Below are 19,274 nucleotides of genomic sequence, written 5' to 3'. Positions count from 1 at the left end.
CCATTGAATCAATGGGTATGGATCCATCGCGATTGCGGCAAGTGCATTGACCCGTCGCAGCTCAAACCTAGCCACAAAGGGGCGACTCGCGTGTCCGTCAATCCGAAAGTTCTCGAGGCCATGGACGAAAGTCGGCTGAGCGGCTTCCACTGGAAGACCATGTTCACAGCGGGCATGGGCTTTTTCACCGACGCGTATGATCTCTTCATCATCGGCACGGTGACCGCCATCCTCACACCCATCTGGCATCTTTCCACCGCGCAACTGTCCATTTTGAACAGCACTTCTCTCGCGGCGGCGGCGCTCGGCGCTCTGTTCTTCGGCAAACTGATGGATAAGCTCGGGCGCAAGGCCATGTACGGATTCGAGGTCATCATGCTCGCCGTGGGCGCCATTCTGTCCGCGTGCGCGCCGTCCTTCATCTGGCTCGTCATTTTCCGCTTCATCGTCGGACTGGGCGTGGGCGGAGACTATCCCACGAGCTCGGTTATCATGACGGAGTATTCCAACCGCAAAAACCGCGGGTTTATGGTCACGATGGTCTTTGCCATGCAGGGGCTCGGGCTTTTGGCGGGGCCGCTCGTGGCGTCTATCCTGCTCTCGGTGGGTATCCCACATGACATCGCGTGGCGCATCATGCTCGCGCTCGGCGCCATTCCGGCGGCATCTGTCATCTACCTGCGCCGCAGGATGCCCGAGTCGCCGCGCTACCTCATGGCCGTGAAGCAGGACGCAGATGCGGCGGCGAGCGCGGCGCAGCAACTGACGGGCCAGGCCGTGCGAGCCTCGGAGGAGTCCGCTTCGCGCGCCGTGATCGCCAAGCAGTCGCTGTGGACGCCGAAGCACCTGTTCCGCCTGCTCGGTACCGCGGGCAGCTGGTTCCTGATTGACGTCGCGTTCTATGGGAACAGCGTCTCGTCGCAGCTCATTCTGAAGGCGCTGCTGCCGCACGCGCAGCTCGTCACCACGACGCTCGTCGCCACCGCCATCTTCATGGTGGCTGCGCTGCCGGGCTATTTCGTGGCGGCCAACCTGATGGACAAGTGGGGGCGCAAATTCATCCAGAGCCTCGGCTTCGTGGTGATGGCGGCCGCATATGCGGCGCTGTTCCTGGTGCCGAGCATCGCGAAGATGCCCATTCTGTTCCTGCTGCTCTACGCGGTGAGCTACTTCTTCATCGAATTCGGCCCGAATACGACGACGTTCCTCGTGCCGTCGGAAGCGTTCCCGACGAATCTGCGCGGCACCGCGCACGGGATCTCGGCGGCGGCTGGCAAGATTGGCGCGTTCCTCGGCGCGTTCGTGCTGCCGGGTATCCTCAAAGCCGCGGGCTTGAGCGTCACCATGGGTCTGCTGGCGGGCGTGGCGCTGCTTGGTGCACTCCTCACCCTCCTTGCAGTGCCTGAGATGAAGCAGAAATCGCTCGAGGACACCGAGGAGATCCAAGTGTCGCCGCAGGCCACGGCGCACCACAGCATTGTCGGCTGATGTCGGCGTGAGGCGTCTGTCGCGAAGCGAGGAGAAAAACCATGACGCACGGACCGGATATGCCAGAAGACCTCTGCATGCCGTGCTTGGCGATGCTCGGCGAGCCCCAGCGGCTGCGCATCCTCCGGGCGTTGGCCGAGGGCGAGCAGACCGCGGGCGCGCTGAGCGAGCGCCTCGGCGTGCGCCAAAACACCCTTTCCCATCACATGAGGCAGCTTCGCGAGCACGGGCTGGTGGAGGTCCGCCGCCATCCGCACGACGAGCGATATACATTCTATCGACTCAACGGGCGCCGACTGCGGGCCCTCTCCGCTGTGCTGACGGATTGGGCCGCCCGCGCCGAAGCAGAGCAAGACGTTTCGGGCCGCCGTTCCTCGTGACGGCGGCCTCGCTGTCGTTACAAGGAGCCGTTCAACCCGCCGCGTGCACCCGCTCGGCGCGCGATCTCGACTTTCGCTTCGTGACCCAACCGGTCCAGGCCACCACGCCGAACAGCATCGCTGCAAATAGGGCCAAGACCACGTTCGCCCACTGCGATCCCGTCTTCGCCAGTGTCCATCCAAACGCGTACGGGAGCGTCGCGCCGCCCAACCCCGCGAAGAACGTCACGAACCGCGTCACGAACCCGGTGAGATCCGGAAACGCGTGATTCGCAAACACCAGCGTCACGACGTAAATGCCCGACATGAAGAGGCCGAGAAACACACACTCGACATAACCCAAGATGGCATCTCCCGTCGCGGCCATGGCCGCTGTCGTGCTGAGCGTTCCCAAGGCCGCAAGGATCAAGTACGGCCGATACGGCAGCTTCCTCGCAATCCATCCGGTCGCCATGCGCCCAGCGACCATCGCCGCCCAGAACGTGCTCACGGCGACGGACGCGGTGGTAGCGGGCAGGCCGAAGTGCTCGACGAACATGGCCGGAAGGAAATTGTTCACGCACGACTCCACCCCGACGTAGACGAGGACGCAGAGCATGAAGAGCGCAAGTACGAGGGCGCGATCCCGCCGGTTGGCGAGGTGAATGGCATCGGTGTGGGCATCGCGCGGGCCCTCGCCGCTGTCCTGGACGGTCATCGGCGTGAAGATGGCCCCTATCGCGAGCGACGTAGCCGCGGCGGCCACGAGGACGAAGGCGATCCGCCACTCGCCTGCGGCCATGCATGCGCTGGCAAAGGCGGGGCCGAGCACGCAGCCCAGGCCAAACGCAGCCTCCGTTCGGCTCATGATGACCGCTCGGCGGGCCGGGAACCATTCGATGAGCGAGGTGGAGACTGTCGCTTGCATCAGCGCCATCCCGATTCCGTTGGCGAGCGAGCACACGAGGTATGCCAGGGGCTCCGGCCACGCCGTGAAGCCCGCCGATGCGGCGGCGGTGATCAGGCTCGATCCGACGATGGTGCCCCGATACCCCACGCGGCGCACCGCGAGGGAAGAGAGGGGGACGCCAATCCAGTAGCCGACAAACTGGAGCAGGACGAGATCGCTCCCGAACACGTAGGTGGCGTGCAGGTGTTGCATGGCGAGCGGCATCACGCTGCCAAGGGCGACAGTCGCCATCCCGTTCATCCAATACAAGCCGCACGCGAGCCAGACGTACATCGGCACGGGCATCCTCCTTCGGCCGTTCCGCGCAGGCCGTGATTGTGGTACGGTGAACCCGAGGTGGGGCCAATGGGCAAAGACGAACGCGAAGAGTGGCTTGATATTTTCACACACGAAATGATTCCCTGTGGCACAGCGCCCAGGTCCATGGTACATGAGCGCGGGTTGTGGCACCAGACGTTTCACGCGTGGATCGCGACGGGAAAAGAGCCCGCAGGGCGCCTCGTCGTCCAACTGCGCGGCGCCCGCAAGGACACGAATCCGCTCCGCCTCGACGTGAGCGCCGCGGGGCACCTCGAGGCCGGCGAATCGCCTGAAGAGGGTGTTCGGGAGATTGAGGAGGAGCTTGGGCTTCACGTCGCTCCGGGAAGCCTGCACAAGCTCGGGGTGGTGGCGCACGAGGCGCGGCTCGGGTCAGTGTGGGACCGCGAATTCAACCACGTGTATGTCGCCATCGTCCCGGAACTGTCGCTCGATGCGCTGCGCCCAGCGCTGGACGAGATCGCGGGCATCTACGAACTCTCCGTTCGCGACTTCCTCGATCTCGCCTTCGGCCGCCGGGAGGAAGCCGTGCTCACCGGTTATCGCGTGCTTCCTGGCCATTTGCAAAAAGACGCGCGCACCGCGCGGTGGACGGACTTTGTGCCGCGATCGCGCGCCTACCTAGAGCTGCTGCAGAATTTCTTTTTGGGCAAAGGTTGATCTCAGTCCACGAACGGGCCGTTGAAGATGGGGCGCTCTCCTACGGGCTCGCCGAACACCATCACGGCGCGAAGCGACTCCTCCGCCCGCACGGGCGTGGGCATAAATGCCTCGCCGTCGGCTCTGTGCCAGATGAAGAGATCGCCCTTTTGCATCGGAATTTCTTCCTCGCCAAGGTGACCCGCGCCGTCGAGCACGAAGATGAAGCCTTGATGATGCGCTGGCGCCTCGAGGGTGTACGACGCGCCCGCGGCCATTTCGACGTCCTGGTACGTCATGGGCCGGTGCGTCCTAAGCGGCGATCCACCGCCCACAATCCACTTCCGCCGCACGCCCGGGGCAGGTTCATCCACGGGGAGGGCGTCGGCCGGGATATCCTCGTAGCCCGGGTCCATACCCTTGTCGCTCCTCGGGATGTTGATCCAGAGCTGCAGCCCGCTGTCGATCCCGTCCGTGCCTGGCATCTCGGAGTGCACAATCCCGCGCCCCGCCGTCACGTGCTGCGCCCCGCCCTCCGGAATGACGCTCTGGTGGCCCGCGCTGTCCGCGTGCGCGACGGCGCCTTTCAGCACGTACGTGATGATTTCAAAGCCCCGGTGCGGGTGATCCGGAAAGCCATCTGGGTGCTGGATGGAAAAGTGATCCAGCAGGAGAAACGGGTCGATGTACGGCGTTGTCCGCGAAGGGAAAATCCGCGCGTGCTCATAGAACATGAGGGGCGCGCGATGCGCGCCCGGGAACTTCATCCATGCCACGTGAGAGCCTCCTCTCGGGTGCCTCCATCTCGATCACGCCAGCGCCTCTCGAAGTTTTTCCGCAATGCGGAGGAGTGCCTTCGTCGCGCCGGGCGAGAGGCTGTAAAACTGAGCGAATCCGTGGATCAGATCTTCAAAGTTCTCAATCTCGACCTTGACGCCCGCCTTTTGCAGCGCTTCCGCGTAGAGCTTGCCGACGTCGCGCAGCGGATCGTACTGCGCCGTCGCGATGTACGCCGGCGGCAAGCCGCTCAAATCGGGGTAGAGGACGGGTGAGAACCACGGATGCGTGAGTTCCTCCAGGCTGTTCAGGTATTGATCCCGGAACCAGAGCATCATGCCGCCGGTCAGGAGATAGCCTTCCGCATTTTCCTCGATAGATGCGGGAGGATGGGCCGGATCGTACCCCGTGGAAGGGTAGATGAGCAGCTGGAACGCGATGGCCGGGCCGCCGCGCTCCTTGGCCAGGATGCTCGCCACAGCGGCCAGGTTCCCACCGGCACTGTCGCCCCCGACCGCGATGCGGGCCGGATCGAGCTGAAAGTCCGCCGCGCGCTCCGCAATCCACTGAAGCGCGTCGTAAGCGTCTTCCACAGCGGCAGGAAACTTGTGTTCGGGCGCCAGTCGGTAGTCGATGGAGAAGACCACTGCGCGGCCGTCCTTCGCGAGGACGCGGCAGACGGGATCGTGCGTCTCGAGGTCTCCGACGACCCAACCGCCGCCGTGATAATACACGAGTGCTGGGTACGGCGCTTCAATGCCCTCCGGGCGGTACATGCGCACCTTGAGCGTGCGGCCGGGAAGGTCCATGTCAAACTCTCGGACCTCGGCGACGGGCTCCTTTTTGACGGGTGGAAACAGCGACTGTTGGGAGCGAAATTGCTGGGCAGAAAGATGTTGGTAGTCCGGGGCGGGCATGCGATTGAGTTGATCGAGCACCTGTTGAATGACGGGATCGAGCGGCATGTGGGTCGCCTCCTCTGCGATGGGACATGTCACTTACATTTTAACAGTGGAAAGGTGGGGAAGGGAACAAGGGTGTCAAGAGAAAAGAAAGGAGATTAGGACAATGAACGATGCAAGGCCACCATTGACGTCGGTTAGGCTGAGCGTATAATCCAGAACGATCACATTAGTGCAATCGTTTGCACAAGGAGGTTGACGCACGTGAAGTGGACGGGTGCCGCAAGCCTTGCGACGACCATCGTTATGTCCGCAACGCTTCCGTTTGTGGCGTTGGGAGACTCTCGATTCGTTAGCGCGCAACGCTCGCTATCGGTCACCGCTATAGACAATTCCGATTCCTCATCCGCCGCGGGAGCGGCCGAAAGCAGCGGCACAGCAGCAGAGACGTACTTGAATGCCGTGCAGATTGTGAGCGGTAACGGCTTTCGCGCCGGGAGTGCGGCCACTGTGGTTCTGGCTGTGAACGGTCTGACATTGGATTCCTCAAATTTCAAGGTCGAGGTATCAAACAGTACTAACGGCGTGATCGATGTAACAAATGATGCTGCGCTGACGGGGACGAATTCCATCACCCTGCGCCTTCCTGGCGGTGATGATGGGCTGGGGGCCGGCACGTACACGGTAACGGTCGAAAGCGGTGGTCTTTCAGTTTCGACGCCTGCTGGACAAGGGCTGCAGGTCAAACCTTATACCACAGCCGATACCGTTCAGTGGGATGGAATCTATACATCGGACGACCCGATGTACGTGTCAAACCCGAATCCCTCCCCTGGACAAGAGGTGACTATCAGCCTTCGAGCGTACAGCGGTAACCTGACGAAGGTAATCTTGAATTGCTGGGACACCGCACAAAACAAGGGTTTCCAGGTCGAGATGTCTCCAGGCAGAACGTTTGGACCGTATCAGCTCTGGTCTGCCACGATCCCCGCTTCAAACGGCGGAACGATCTATTATCGCTTTGACATCTACGATGGCACCAGTTTTGCGTGTCTCTCGGGTGACGGACTGCACACGTCTGACGACATCAACAACAATTTCCCATTGCCCGTGGGGACGGTCACGCTTTCGACACTTCAGGCGAATCCCGGTGATACGGTGACGGTCTCCGACCCTGTAGGTGACTTCGCCGGAAGCCAGGATCAACCCAATCACACGGTAATACGGTTTGTCAACTCGTCGGGCGAAACGGCCGCCACAGTCAATGGGACGAACGCGAGCTGGAACAGCGTGCAGTTCACGGTCCCACAGAGCCTTCCAAACGGCTTGTATCGCGTCGAGATTGACACGGTCGCAGCCGACGCGGATGGGGTGGTCAATGTCGAATTGGACAGGAGTGCGGAGCTTATTGTAGGGCCTTTGCCTGCGTGGATGCAAGCGTATGCACACGATTCATTTCAGGCATTTTACCGGTCGCCTTTCGGAGCCGTGCCGACAGGAACCCCCATCACGCTTCGCCTGCGGGCTCCGCTCAGCGTGAAGAGCGCGACGCTTCGCCTCTGGGGGGCAGCGGATCAGTCAGGCGAGATCGACCTGCAGATGCAGAAGCTCCAAATGTCGGGAGACGAGTTGGCGCAACAAACCGGCGTGCAGGACATCAATGACTACACGTGGTGGACGGTGACCATCCCTGCGGCGGATGTGACCACGCCCGGGACGATGTGGTACCAGTTCAAAACGGAGACGGACACTGGCCAGGTGGTCTACTACGATGACAATGGAGCTCAGCTTGAGGGTCTCGGACAGGTTGGTTTGTCTCCAGACGGGCCGAGCTACCAGATCACAGTGTATGAACGGGGATTTCAAACGCCAAATTGGTTGAAGCATGCGGTGATCTACGAGATTATGCCGGATCGGTTCTACAACGGAAATATTGCCACGGAAGAGAACCCGAAAACTCAAAAGGGGATTTATGTAGGGGCAGACGGCACGGAGTCATTAGGCCCCATCCAGTTCCACGAGAACTGGGACTCGCCGCCCTATGATCCGAATATTCCTCCGTCATCTGATCCCAAAATTTCCAGTCTCCGAGGCAATGGCCAATGGAACATTGACTTTTTCGGAGGTGATTTGCAGGGCATCGAGGATAAGCTGGACTACCTGAAGAGCCTTGGAGTCAATACGCTGTATCTGATGCCCGTCTTTGAGGCGGAATCCAATCACAAATACGATACAGCCGACTACTTCAAGATTGACCCTGGATTTGGAACGCAGCAGGACTGGCTGAATCTCGTCAGGGCCGCGCATGCAAAAGGTTTTCACATCATCCTCGATGGGGTGTTCGAAGATACCGGAAGTGACAGCGTCTACTTCAACAAGTTCGGGAATTTCAATTCCAACGGTGCGTGGCAGGCGTACCTGAAGAACCAGCCTACACTGTCGCCCTACTACTCGTGGTACGAGTGGACAGGGAACACTTCGAACCCATACAACTCGTGGTTTCAGATCGACACACTGCCACTTACGGACACGTCGAACCCCGCTTATCAGCAATTCGTCTACAGGGGCACCAACTCGGTTGCGCGTGTCTGGATCCGCGAAGGGGCGGACGGATGGCGTTTGGACTCGGCCGACAACGGCAACTTTAACACCTCATGGTGGAGTGGTTTTCGCGACGCGGTGAAATCGATCGATCCGAACGCAGCGATCATCGGTGAGATCTGGGGCAATGCAACGAACGACAATGGAACGGATTGGCTGACCGGATCGACTTTCGACAGTGTGATGAACTACCAGTTCCGGAACGCCGTGATCGACTTTTTCCGCGGCACGTACAACGATGGAAACGTGCAGCACCACGCCGTCGACGCTCAAGGTTTTAATCATGAGTTGATGAGGCTCTACAGCGAATATCCGCTACAGTCGTTCTACGCGATGATGAACCTTGTCGATTCGCAGGACACGATGCGGATCCTGACCATCCTGGAGAACGCGCCGCAGCCCAGCGATCTATCTGCGCTCCAGCAGGATGAGTACAGGCCGTCTCCTGCGGATGAACAGTTGGGGATCGAGAGGCTGAAGCTTGTATCGGACTTTCAATTCAGCTTCCCGGGCGATCCGACGATCTTCTACGGCGACGAGGCAGGGCTCACTGGTTATTCCGATCCCCTCAATCGTCGGACCTATCCGTGGGATAATCAGAATCTCGATCTCCTGAACCACTACCGCAAGCTCGGTGCCATTCGAAGCGCCAATCCTGTGCTTCAGACGGGGGATTTCACGCCGTTGTACGCACAGGGCATGGTGTACGCATTTGCAAGGACCATTCGGAATGGGAGAGACGTCTTCGGTGTGCCAGCGGAGGATGCCACGGCCATTGTGGCGATCAACAATCAAAACCAAGCTATCACCGTGACCATTCCGACGGATGGGACGGTTGCGGACGGGACCACGATGCTCGACGAACTGAATAACCAGTGGTACAAGGTGCAGAACGGCGGCATTACACTGACGCTGCAGCCGTATCAAGGTGCCATTTTGGTGACACCGGGCGACGCGCCGATAGCCTATCTGCAAGAAGAGGATTCTCAGAACGAGATTGTGTGGACGCCTGTGCAAGGTGCCATCGGTTATCGCGTTTGGAGACAGAATCCGAATGGACAATGGGTGCCCTTTGGATCTGTGCTTCCTGCCACGGACTTAAGTGTCACGGTGGAACGAGATGCATATGCGCAAACGTTTGCTGTGCAGGCGCTGTTTTCGCCGTCTGATCACGCCGAGTCTCCGGTGTCGGCACCTAAGACGGTATCACTTCCCGTCGATGTGCCCGCGGTACGCCTGAGTACGCCAATCATTAGTGGTCGTGTGGTTGGAGATCGTGCGATGCTCTCATTCACCCCGGTTTCAGGCGCGACACAGTATGTGATCTACCAGAGACAGAGCGACGGATCATACGCTCCGGTCACGAAGGTCTCCATAAGTGGCGATCCCGGAGCTATGGATGACGTGCCTGCGCAAGGTCCGGTCAACCCGCCTCACGTGACAATTCGCGTGACAGTGCTCGTACCTGCAGGTTTCTCGACGGTGACCTACCGCGTGGCCGCGCAAAATGAAGATGGGCAAGCTGTATCGAATCCACTGACCCTATTGTTGTCAAACAAATGACGCGTAGACGGCGAAACTAGCGAAATTTTTTCAAGATAGCATCTTGATCGCAAGATGATGAAAGCGTTATACTGATAGCGCAAACGTTTGCGCAAGAACGTCTAGAGGGGGTTGTGTCAGTGAAGAGAAGGGGAATCGTGTCGACGGGTCTAGCAGCACTGATGTTAGCGGGCGGTGCGATAGTCGGTTGTGGAACGTCGAACAATGGCCAGAACGCGTCTCCTTCGGCGAGTTCGTCGACCTCCAGCGGAGAGGCAAGCGCACTTCCTAAAGGACAGACCATTACCGTCTGGTCGTGGCAGACCGGTCCCGAGTTGCAAGACGTGAAGCAAATTGCCGCGCAGTGGGCAAAGGCGCATGGCGACAAGGTGATTGTCGTCGACCAAAGTTCCAATCCAAAGGGATTCCAGTTCTACGCCACTGCGGCTCGCACGGGCAAAGGGCCTGATGTCGTGTTTGGAATGCCGCACGACGACAACGGCGCCTTCGCAGAAGAAGGGTTGATGGCGCCGGTTCCAGCGGGCGTGATCAACGCGGGTCTCTATGCACCCAATACGATCGACGCCGTCAAGGTCAACGGCACGATGTACTCGGTGCCCGTATCCGTTCAGGTCGCGGCGATCTACTACAACAAAAAACTTGTGCCGCAACCACCGCAGACATGGGCCGAATTCGTAAAAGACGCAAATGCACATGGCTTCATGTATGACCAAGCGAATCTTTACTTCGATTACGCCATTATCGGCGGCTATGGCGGGTATGTGTTCAAGGACAACAACGGCACACTCGACCCGAACAACATAGGTCTTGACACACCGGGGGCTGTGCAGGCTTACACGCTGATGAGGGATATGGTCTCCAAGTATCACTGGATGACCCCGAGCACGAATGGCTCTATCGCGAAGGCTGAGTTTCTGGCTGGGAAGATTGGTATGTACGTGAGTGGCCCATGGGACACGGCGGATATTGAGAAGGCCAAAATTGACTTCGGTGTCACGCCATGGCCAACCTTGCCGAACGGCAAGCATGCCACGCCCTTCTTAGGCGTTATCACGGCATTTGTGAACAAGGAGTCCAAGACCCAGGCAGCTGACTGGAGCCTAGTTCAAGCGTTGACCAGTGCGCAGGCGCAGCAAATGTACTTCAGAGATTCCCAGCAGATTCCTGCGCTCTTGTCTGTGCAGAGGTCGAGCGCCGTCCAGTCGAGCCCAACCTTTAAAGCGTTCGTCGAACAGTTGCGCTACGCGGTACCGATGCCCAACATTCCGCAAATGCAGGCCGTGTGGCAAGCAATGAGCATCCTGCAGAATATCATTGCGGGCAAGGTGTCACCAGAGCAGGGTGCGAAGGATTTTGTGCAAAACATTCAAAAAGGCATCATGGCACAAGGATCCTGATATCATCGGCTACGCAGGTGGGAGCCGGCCTGTGGCTGGCTCCTTTCCTTACGAGGGGGTAAGCCTATGGCCACCGTCATGGAGATGAGAAGGTCTCACGGCCGGGAGCGCGCAAAGCGGCGCGTGGATTGGGTCGCCTACGGGTACCTCTCTCCAGCGCTCGTCACGATCTGTGTTCTGAGTATTCTTCCTGTCTTTTACACCATCTACATCTCATTTACCAATTTTAATCAAATGCACTTTCTTTCTTATCAGTTCGTAGGTTTGAAGAACTATGAGGAACTTTTAAATCCGCATGATCCGTTGTCGAATCTGTTTTTGCCGACATTCATCTGGACCTTGGTGTACGCGCTCTGTACCACGGCGCTCGCGTATCTCGTGGGATTGTTCCTCGCCGTCCTACTCAATAACAAACACATGCGGGAGCGCACTCTCTATCGAACACTGCTCATCGTGCCTTGGGCGGTTCCGAACCTCATTTCAATGCTCGCATGGCAGGGCCTGTTGAACGATCAGTACGGGCAAATCAATGCACTTTTGCATGGCGTGTTTGGCCTTCCGCGTATTCCCTGGCTCACGAGCGCGTTATGGGCCCGGGTGGCTGTGATCATGGTCAATGTTTGGGCCGGTTTCCCTTACATGATGACCGTTTGTTTAGGTGCTCTGCAGTCGATCCCGACCGACCAATATGAGGCCGCGGAAATTGACGGAGCCAACTGGTGGCAAGTGTTTCGTTATGTGACCATGCCTTCAGTGTGGCGAATCTCATTGCCGCTCCTGATACCGTCTTTTTCCTACAACTTCAATAACTTTAACGCATCGTATCTGTTGACTGGAGGCGGACCGCCCAATTCGAACAACCCATTCCTGGGTCAAACGGACATTTTGGCAACAGCAGCCTACAAAATGACACTCACGTTCAACCGCTATGACCTAGGAGCGACCATTTCTGTGTTATTGTTCATTCTCGTGGCTCTGATCAGCTGGGTGCAGATGCGCTATACCGGAGCCTTTAAGGAGGTCGACGCGTGATGACCATCTCGAGTCAGAGTTTCTCAGCGCTAAAGTCCCAGCACCCGATCGAATCTCGTTCGCGCCGGCGTCGTTCCATGCGACCAGGAGAGCGAGTCGCCCTCTGGGTGTCGCGCATCGTCATTTGGTGCGTCATCGTCATGGTTCTACTCCCCATGTGGTTTGTCGTGATTGCGTCATTCAATCCGTCGAATTCGTACATTTCGTTTTCGTTGTTCCCGTCAAATGCCTCCTTGGCGAACTACAAAGCCCTGTTTCAAGGTGGCCAGTTTTGGACGTGGGTTCGCAACAGTTTAGTGGTCGGCGTTGTCGTCGCGGTGGCGCAATCGTTCATCACAGCGATGTCCGCTTTCGCCTTTTCTAAGCTGAGGTTTTACGGGCGGAAGTACGGTTTAATGACCCTATTACTTCTTCAGATGTTTCCCAATATCTTGGCAATCGCAGCCTTCTACACCGCGCTTGCGAAGTTAAACATGATTGATATGTTGAGCTCGTATATCCTCGTCATGCTTGGAACGAGTGCCTTTAACATCTGGCTCCTCAAGGGGTACATGGATTCCGTGCCGAAAGAACTGGACGAGGCCGCCGTGATCGACGGTGCGACGACTTGGCAGAGGTTTGTTCATGTGACGTTGCCCTTGTCCACTCCGATGATGGTCGTGATTTTCTTTCTGACCCTTGTTGGCATCTTCAGCGAGTACATGTTCGCCGGTACGATTCTTCAGTCGCCTTGGAATTACACACTCGGTGTTGGAATGTACAATCTGATTAGCGGGCAGTTCGCCAAGAACTGGGGAGAATTCGCCGCAGCTGCACTCTTGTCGGCTGTGCCGCTTGCCATCGTGTTTGCCATCGCACAGCGATACCTGACAAAAGGGTTGGTGGCGGGCTCGGTAAAAGGCTGATGTTTGCTGGAAGGAGGGGTACGCCGTGGCCACCATTAAAGACGTTGCGCGCCTCGCCAATGTGTCGCCGTCCACCGTGTCCCGAGTGCTCGCCAACTCGCCCCGCATCTCGGAAGAGACCAAGAGGAGGGTTCGAGCTGCGCTTGAACAACTGAACTACCACCCGAACGCCTTTGCGCGCGGCCTGGTGACGAATTCGACCGGGGCTATCGGCATTCTGATCCCTCCCTCGGCGCAGGAGTTCTTTGTGAATCCATTCTTCGCCGAGTGGATGGCGGGCGTGGCCGAGGTGGCCCGGCAGCATGGGGTTGACACCGTGCTTTCCACCTCGGCCCGGGGCGAGATCGAGACCCTGGATCACATGATACGGGGGAGGCGTGTGGACGGCGTTCTCCTCATCGGCGCGCGCCAAGGCGATCCCGTCCTGCAGGAGGTCGCGAAGTTGCGCTGTCCCGCTGTTCTTCTCGGCCGACCCGCTGATCCAGCACCCATCAGTTGGGTGAATAACGACAATCAGCGAGCCGCTTACGATGCGACAGTTCACTTGTTGAACCTGGGGCACCGCCGCATTGGATTTTTAGGAGGCGCTTCCGACTTGGTTGTGACGATGGATCGCGTCGCCGGCTATCGACAAGCCCTAATGGACCACGGTGTGGAACCTGATTCTCGGCTCGAGGTTTCAAGTTTCTTTCTTGAGCAAGGAGGCTATCTCGGCATGATGCGCCTGCTTGCGATCCCCGATAGGCCCACCGCGGTCCTGTGTGCAGACGACGTGCTGGCGTTTGGCGGCATGCGTGCGGCTCATGAACTAGGATTCGAGGTACCTGGCGATCTCGCCATCGTCGGATTTAACGATATTCGCTTGGCAGAGCTCGCCCATCCGGCGCTGACCAGTGTGCGGGTTCACATGCATGAGCTGGGTGTCCGATCTGCCGAACTTTTGCTTGAGGAGATTGACCAAGGCAAACCTCTGCAACGGCATGTCATTGTCAAGCATGAACTGGTGATTCGATATTCCTGTGGTGCAAAACCCATCGGCACGTTGACGACCTGAAGAATGGCGGTCCCGGGGGGGTTGTCCATGGAACTTGTGTGGCAGCATCGTTGGGCGGCAGACGCTTACCCGCTTGACTTGTCAACCATGGTTCTCGTGTTCCGCGTTGCGCGATGCACACCCGCACAGCGGGTGCGGGTACACTTCGGAGATCGTTACGAACCTGACTATCAGGATTCAAGTGAGGCTCGAAGATACGGATCAGACGGAACATTTGACTGGTTTACGTGTCAAGTTGCCACACCGACGCGAAGACTGAAGTATGCATTTGAAGTGTTATCCTCAACTGGACGGGTTGTGTACCTGGGTGAGGGCGGGCTCGCGGATACCTTGGATGCTGTCCAGCCCTTTCATTATCCGTACATTCATCCATCTCGGGTTCTCGCTGTCCCAGATTGGGTGGGACATGCGGTGGCTTATCAAATATTTCCCGACCGGTTTGCCGTGGGTGGACATCCATTGGCACGTCCAACGGCTCCTTGGAACGCGCGTCCAACTTCTAACAGTGTGTTCGGTGGGAACCTTCAAGGGATTGTGGACAAACTCCCATACCTGAGCGATCTCGGCGTGAATCTGATCTACCTCACGCCCATCTTCCAGGCTCCATCGAACCACAAATACGACACGCAAGACTATTTTGCCGTAGATCCCGCATTCGGTACCTTGGCCGATCTGCAAATGCTCGTACGAGAAGCTCACCGCCTCGGGATTCGCGTGGTTCTCGACGCAGTTTTCAACCACTCGGGCTTTCAATTTGCCCCCTTTCAGGACGTCATTACGCGCGGTACGGCGTCTCCCTATTGGTCTTGGTTCTTCGTGCATGGGGACCGCGTTGACGTCGAATCCGTGAATTATGAGACTTTCGCGACGCGCCTTCGACATATGCCAAAACTGAACTTGGCAGAGCCTGCTGCCGAAGAATACTTTCTGCATGTGGCCAAACACTATGTTCTCGAGTGCGATATCGACGGATGGCGTTTTGACGTCGCCAACGAAATCGATCCCCACTTTTGGCCACGGTTGCGGTCCGAACTGCGCGCCTTGAAACCTGATATCCTGTTGATAGGAGAAATATGGCATGACAGCCTCCCTTGGCTGATGGGCGATGCCTTCGATGGCGTGATGAATTATCCGCTTCGAGATCTTGTCATGCGCTATGCCATGGACGAATCCATGGATGAATCTGCTTTCGTAGAAGCGTGGGTACGCCTGTATCTGCAGTATCCGCGTCCGGCATGGCGCGCGATGTGGAATCTGTTGGGCAGCCATGATACTGAACGCGCGCTTACGCGCGCACGCGGTCATGTTCCCTCTGTTGTGTTGGCGTTTGCAATGCTTTTCACGCTACCCGGAATTCCCATGGTGTATTACGGGGACGAGATCGGCATGGAAGGTGGAACCGATCCGGATTGCCGTCGGGGCATGATCTGGGACGCGAACTTATGGCAGCTCGATCTTCGCGAAGCCGTGCGGCAACTCGCATGGCTCAAGCGAACCCATCCTGCGCTTGCAGGAGATTCCATGGAGATTCGCGATGCGAAGCCTGGCGTGCTGCATTATGTACGGCTAAACGGCACAGGTCCGCATGTTCACATTGCTGTTTGCAAACGTCGAGACTTCGGCGCGGCAGTGGACTCCCCACTATTCGTGTGGGATGTGCCATCTCGGACATCGGGCGAGGAACGGAAGATCCTGATATGGGAATGCAATTCAACTGAGGGGTGTGGACATGATTCACGAGCAGACGGATTTCTCAACCAGTGAGGCGATTCGACCCGATACGCTGATCTCGCCGCCAGACGACTGGGGTTTTCTCGGGCGACCCAGTCGGTTTGATGTGGATCACGATGGCTGGGCGGCGGTTCAGTATGACGCCGGAGTCATGGTCGGTGTCGCCGCACTCGACGACACCGTGCTACGCGTAGCCTACTGCAGGTCTTCTGGGGAGTGGCCGACGAGCACGCCTGCCATTGTGGAACAGATGTCGCAGCGGCACTCCTGGCAGCTCGTTGAGGAAGAGCGGCGCGTGCAACTGGAATGTGTTACTGGATGGCAGATTCAAATCAACCGGGACGACGGAACATGGAGTATACGCCATCCCGGCTTTCGGACAGCCGTCGAGGCCATCACGTGGTACAAGCGCAAAAAAGGCGGCGCATTGACGTTTACTTCGCTCGAGAATGCCCGGTTCTATGGACTTGGCGAAAAGCCGGGGCCCCTTGACAAGCGGCACGAGGCGTACACCATGTGGAATTCAGACGTTTACGCGCCTCATGTGCCAGAGATGGAGGCCCTCTACCTGTCAATCCCGTTCTTTTTGCGACTGCAAGACCAAACGGCCGTTGGCATCTTCGTGGATAATCCAGGGCGATCCCGCTTTGACTTCAGGAGCAGATACCCTGACGTGGAAATATCGACAGAACGAGGCGGATTGGACGTTTATTTCATCTTCGGGGCTTCGCTCAAAGATGTCATTCGACGTTACACAAAGCTCACGGGGCGAATGCCGATGCCTCCCAAGTGGGCGCTCGGCTATCATCAGTCTCGGTACTCGTACGAGACCCAGGGCGAGGTCCTGTCAGTCGCGCAAACGTTTGTCGAACGCGACATTCCCGTGGATGCCTTGTATCTGGATATTCACTACATGGATGGATATCGGGTGTTCACCTTTGATGAGAAGCGATTTCCCGATCCGGCACGCATGTGCGACGAGTTGCGGAAGCTTGGGGTGCGCGTTGTCCCCATCGTGGATCCGGGGGTGAAGCAGGATCCTGAATATCCCGTTTACATGGACGGACTGGCCCACAACCACTTCTGCCAAACCGCCGAGGGTCAAGTGTATCTTGGTGAGGTATGGCCCGGATTGAGTGCCTTTCCTGATTTCGCGTCGGAGGAAGTGAGGGCGTGGTGGGGCAAGTGGCATCGGGTTTACACCCAGATGGGAATTGAGGGTATATGGAATGATATGAATGAGCCGGCTGTGTTCAATGAGACGAAGACCATGGACGTGAACGTGGTCCACCGAGGCGACGGGCGATTGTACACGCACGGAGAGGTCCACAACCTCTATGGATTCTGGATGGCTGAAGCCACGTATCGCGGACTGAAAGCACAGTTGGCTGGCAAGCGGCCTTTTGTGCTTACGCGCGCTGGCTACAGCGGAATTCAACGGTATGCAGCGGTGTGGACGGGCGACAACCGAAGCTTTTGGGAACATATGGCCATGGCCATCCCCATGGTGCTCAACATGGGGATGTCGGGTATTCCGCTTGGCGGCCCAGATGTGGGCGGTTTCGCTCATCACGCTACAGGTGAATTGCTTGCACGATGGACGCAAATGGGTGCGTTCTTTCCGTTCTTTCGAAATCACAGTGCCATGGGAACGCATCGACAGGAACCTTGGGCATTCGGCCCTACTTTCGAGGCTATCATTCGACGTGCCATCCGGCTCCGTTATCGTTTCCTGCCTTATCTGTACACGCTCGTACGGGAAGCCCATGAGACAGGTTTACCCGTGATGCGGCCCTTAGTGTTAGAGTATCCAGACGATCCAAACACGCACCACGTCGATGATCAGTTCCTCGTCGGTTCCGATCTTCTCGTGGCACCCATCCTCAAGCCGGGCATGACCCATCGAATGGTCTATTTGCCCGATGGAGAATGGATTGATTATGAGACGCGTGAGCGATACCACGGGCGTCAGTACATCTTGACGAATGCGCCTCTCGATCGTATCCCTCTGTACGTGCGCGCGGGGAGCGCTATCCCCGTGAACCTCTTGGAGCGGTCAGGCGAGACTCATCTTGGATGGGAGGTCTTCGTGGACGCCAACGGTCGAGCCTCGGGCCGATGCTATGAGGACGACGGGGAGACGTTTAGCTATGAAGACGGTGCCTACTGCGATCGCGTGTTACAAGCCCTCACCACCTCAGAAGGAACACTTATCGAGTGTAATCTTGTTCAAGGATCGGGAGATGGAGGAAGTCTCGAAAGCGTTGTTCGTGTATTCACACCAGATGACGTTCGTGAGGCTCGTGCGCAGGGGATATCGTTTTCTATTCAAGTTTGATGGACTCAAGGGCTGGATACGGGGGCTACTTCCTTCCAGCCCTTTCATTTTGGGTGCATTCACCCCGACACCGCCGATTCCCAGGCCACAATCTTGTTCTTGCCCGTCTGTTTGGCGCGGTAGAGGCATTGATCCGCTCGCTCAAACAGTTCGTCCCGCGTTTCTCCTGGGCGATGCGTCGACAAGCCGATGCTCACCGTGGCACGATTGCCGTCGAGTTCCACGTGATGCACGTTGGCAATGTACTCCCGGATCTTCTCCATATTCTGAACAGCCTGCTCATGGGTGACCTCAGGAATGATGACCGCGAACTCCTCCCCGCCGTAGCGCGCAAGGAAGTCGCCGGCTGCGAGGTGCTGCTGGATGGCCTGCGCTGTGCGGCGAAGGATCTCGTCGCCGACCAGGTGACCGTATTGATCGTTGATTTGTTTGAAGTTGTCGATGTCGATCACGGCGAGGTGCAGCGGGGTATTCGTGCCATCGCTGATCTGAAGCGCGAAGTCGAGATATTCATCGAAGGATTTGCGGTTGTACAGGCCAGTCAGCGCGTCGGTCTTCGCCTCTTTCTCAGACAAAATTTGCCGAACCCAAAGTTCCGTTTGCGTGCGCGTCAGCACGCGCAGTTCGTCCCAGATGCGGAGGCCAAAGCGCAACACAACGTGTGATGCTGCCGTCGTCCACAGCAGAACCAGGCTCCAAAGCGCCAAGTGTCCCAGAGACTGGAGAATGGCCTGGGCACTTGCACTGCTGGACACCTGCATCAACGTCAGCGCCAATTCGGCTGCGAACGCCGCGGCGCCGGCGAGCCAGACTTTCTCAACCCGGAGATGGAGTATCGACGTCACCACGGGCAACAGGAGCGCGGCGTGCAACGAATCCGCACTCGGATACGCGGCGATGGCCACAAGCGCGAGCAAGGTGCCGGACGCAATCAGCATGTTTTCCCTGGACTTAGGATACTTGCGCACTGCCCATTCCGCAGCCCCCTGGATGCAGACCATGGCAAGCGGCGCAAACAGCCAAGCCCGCACGGCGAGTGGCAGCAAATGGGCGCGATGCAGCCACCACTCGCCGGGCACAGACAGCAGGTCTCCGACGAGGAAGAGCGCGACAAACAGCCGATGAATTTGAATGGCGCGCTGTGCACCGTTGCGGAACTCGCGAACATCTTCCGGTAAAGCCACGGCCATCACCAGTGTC

Annotated in this window: 14 protein-coding genes; 10 read left to right on the top strand and 4 right to left on the bottom strand. The window is 58.0% G+C overall.

Annotation, left to right across the window (positions count from 1 at the left end; translation table 11 throughout):
- Window positions 1-90: 90 nt before the first annotated feature.
- Complete coding sequence (locus AC27E8_RS10625) at window positions 91-1,488, top strand: MFS transporter (RefSeq protein WP_487097731.1); 1,398 nt, start codon at window positions 91-93, stop codon at window positions 1,486-1,488.
- 41 nt (window positions 1,489-1,529) lie between these two features.
- Complete coding sequence (locus AC27E8_RS10620) at window positions 1,530-1,868, top strand: ArsR/SmtB family transcription factor (protein ID WP_487097729.1); 339 nt, start codon at window positions 1,530-1,532, stop codon at window positions 1,866-1,868.
- A gap of 31 nt (window positions 1,869-1,899) precedes the next feature.
- On the opposite strand, the gene AC27E8_RS10615 is transcribed toward AC27E8_RS10620, so the two are convergent.
- Entirely contained in the window at window positions 1,900-3,090 is a 1,191-nt protein-coding gene (locus tag AC27E8_RS10615; protein ID WP_487097773.1) for an MFS transporter, read from the bottom strand.
- 168 nt (window positions 3,091-3,258) lie between these two features.
- Here AC27E8_RS10615 and AC27E8_RS10610 point away from each other — a divergent pair, with 168 nt between their 5' ends.
- Window positions 3,259-3,795, top strand: coding sequence for an NUDIX domain-containing protein (locus AC27E8_RS10610; RefSeq protein ID WP_487097727.1), 537 nt, complete (start codon window positions 3,259-3,261; stop codon window positions 3,793-3,795).
- 2 nt (window positions 3,796-3,797) lie between these two features.
- Here AC27E8_RS10610 and AC27E8_RS10605 read toward each other — a convergent pair whose 3' ends face one another.
- A complete protein-coding gene (locus tag AC27E8_RS10605; RefSeq protein WP_487097771.1) occupies window positions 3,798-4,541 on the bottom strand; it encodes a pirin family protein in 744 nt (247 codons plus the stop codon).
- 42 nt (window positions 4,542-4,583) lie between these two features.
- On the bottom strand, window positions 4,584-5,516 hold the full coding sequence (locus AC27E8_RS10600) for an alpha/beta hydrolase (RefSeq protein ID WP_487097725.1): 933 nt from the start codon (window positions 5,514-5,516) through the stop codon (window positions 4,584-4,586).
- A 201-nt stretch (window positions 5,517-5,717) separates the two neighbouring features.
- Here AC27E8_RS10600 and AC27E8_RS10595 point away from each other — a divergent pair, with 201 nt between their 5' ends.
- The 7 genes from AC27E8_RS10595 (at window position 5,718) to AC27E8_RS10565 (ending at window position 18,074) form a co-directional block, all read left to right on the top strand.
- Window positions 5,718-9,617 carry an alpha-amylase family glycosyl hydrolase gene (locus AC27E8_RS10595; RefSeq protein WP_487097723.1) on the top strand — a complete coding sequence of 1,300 codons (3,900 nt, stop codon included), beginning with the start codon at window positions 5,718-5,720 and terminating at the stop codon, window positions 9,615-9,617.
- Window positions 9,618-9,754: 137 nt separating this feature from the next.
- On the top strand, window positions 9,755-11,014 hold the full coding sequence (locus AC27E8_RS10590; RefSeq protein ID WP_487097721.1) for an extracellular solute-binding protein: 1,260 nt from the start codon (window positions 9,755-9,757) through the stop codon (window positions 11,012-11,014).
- 66 nt (window positions 11,015-11,080) lie between these two features.
- Window positions 11,081-12,046 (top strand): carbohydrate ABC transporter permease, encoded by a 966-nt coding sequence (locus AC27E8_RS10585; RefSeq protein ID WP_487097719.1) that lies wholly within the window; start codon window positions 11,081-11,083, stop codon window positions 12,044-12,046.
- A complete protein-coding gene (locus AC27E8_RS10580; protein WP_487097770.1) occupies window positions 12,046-12,951 on the top strand; it encodes a sugar ABC transporter permease in 906 nt (301 codons plus the stop codon). Before AC27E8_RS10585 ends, AC27E8_RS10580 begins: the two co-directional genes overlap by 1 nt.
- 25 nt (window positions 12,952-12,976) lie before the next feature.
- Window positions 12,977-14,005, top strand: a complete 1,029-nt coding sequence (locus AC27E8_RS10575; RefSeq protein WP_487097718.1) for a LacI family DNA-binding transcriptional regulator — start codon at window positions 12,977-12,979, stop codon at window positions 14,003-14,005.
- A gap of 27 nt (window positions 14,006-14,032) precedes the next feature.
- Complete coding sequence (locus AC27E8_RS10570; RefSeq protein ID WP_487097716.1) at window positions 14,033-15,769, top strand: alpha amylase N-terminal ig-like domain-containing protein; 1,737 nt, start codon at window positions 14,033-14,035, stop codon at window positions 15,767-15,769.
- Window positions 15,735-18,074 carry a glycoside hydrolase family 31 protein gene (locus AC27E8_RS10565; protein WP_487097714.1) on the top strand — a complete coding sequence of 780 codons (2,340 nt, stop codon included), beginning with the start codon at window positions 15,735-15,737 and terminating at the stop codon, window positions 18,072-18,074. The genes AC27E8_RS10570 and AC27E8_RS10565 overlap by 35 nt, the downstream gene beginning before the upstream one ends.
- 59 nt (window positions 18,075-18,133) lie before the next feature.
- Here the strand turns inward: AC27E8_RS10565 and AC27E8_RS10560 are convergent, their stop codons facing one another.
- Complete coding sequence (locus AC27E8_RS10560; protein ID WP_487097713.1) at window positions 18,134-19,264, bottom strand: GGDEF domain-containing protein; 1,131 nt, start codon at window positions 19,262-19,264, stop codon at window positions 18,134-18,136.
- Window positions 19,265-19,274: the final 10 nt, after the last annotated feature.

The sequence above is a fragment of the Alicyclobacillus sp. CIJ1 genome (assembly GCF_057538885.1).
This window is presented reverse-complemented; position numbering and strand designations above follow the sequence as displayed.

Bases quoted from the DNA above. Each gene is read 5' to 3' on its own strand.
- AC27E8_RS10620 (WP_487097729.1), top strand. From the start codon at position 1,530: ATGACGCACGGACCGGATATGCCAGAAGACCTCTGCATGCCGTGCTTG.
- AC27E8_RS10615 (WP_487097773.1), bottom strand. From the start codon at position 3,090: ATGTACGTCTGGCTCGCGTGCGGCTTGTATTGGATGAACGGGATGGCG.
- AC27E8_RS10605 (WP_487097771.1), bottom strand. From the start codon at position 4,541: ATGAAGTTCCCGGGCGCGCATCGCGCGCCCCTCATGTTCTATGAGCAC.
- AC27E8_RS10600 (WP_487097725.1), bottom strand. From the start codon at position 5,516: ATGCCGCTCGATCCCGTCATTCAACAGGTGCTCGATCAACTCAATCGC.
- AC27E8_RS10585 (WP_487097719.1), top strand. From the start codon at position 11,081: ATGGCCACCGTCATGGAGATGAGAAGGTCTCACGGCCGGGAGCGCGCA.
- AC27E8_RS10580 (WP_487097770.1), top strand. From the start codon at position 12,046: ATGACCATCTCGAGTCAGAGTTTCTCAGCGCTAAAGTCCCAGCACCCG.
- AC27E8_RS10570 (WP_487097716.1), top strand. From the start codon at position 14,033: ATGGAACTTGTGTGGCAGCATCGTTGGGCGGCAGACGCTTACCCGCTT.
- AC27E8_RS10565 (WP_487097714.1), top strand. From the start codon at position 15,735: ATGATTCACGAGCAGACGGATTTCTCAACCAGTGAGGCGATTCGACCC.
- AC27E8_RS10560 (WP_487097713.1), bottom strand. From the start codon at position 19,264: ATGGCCGTGGCTTTACCGGAAGATGTTCGCGAGTTCCGCAACGGTGCA.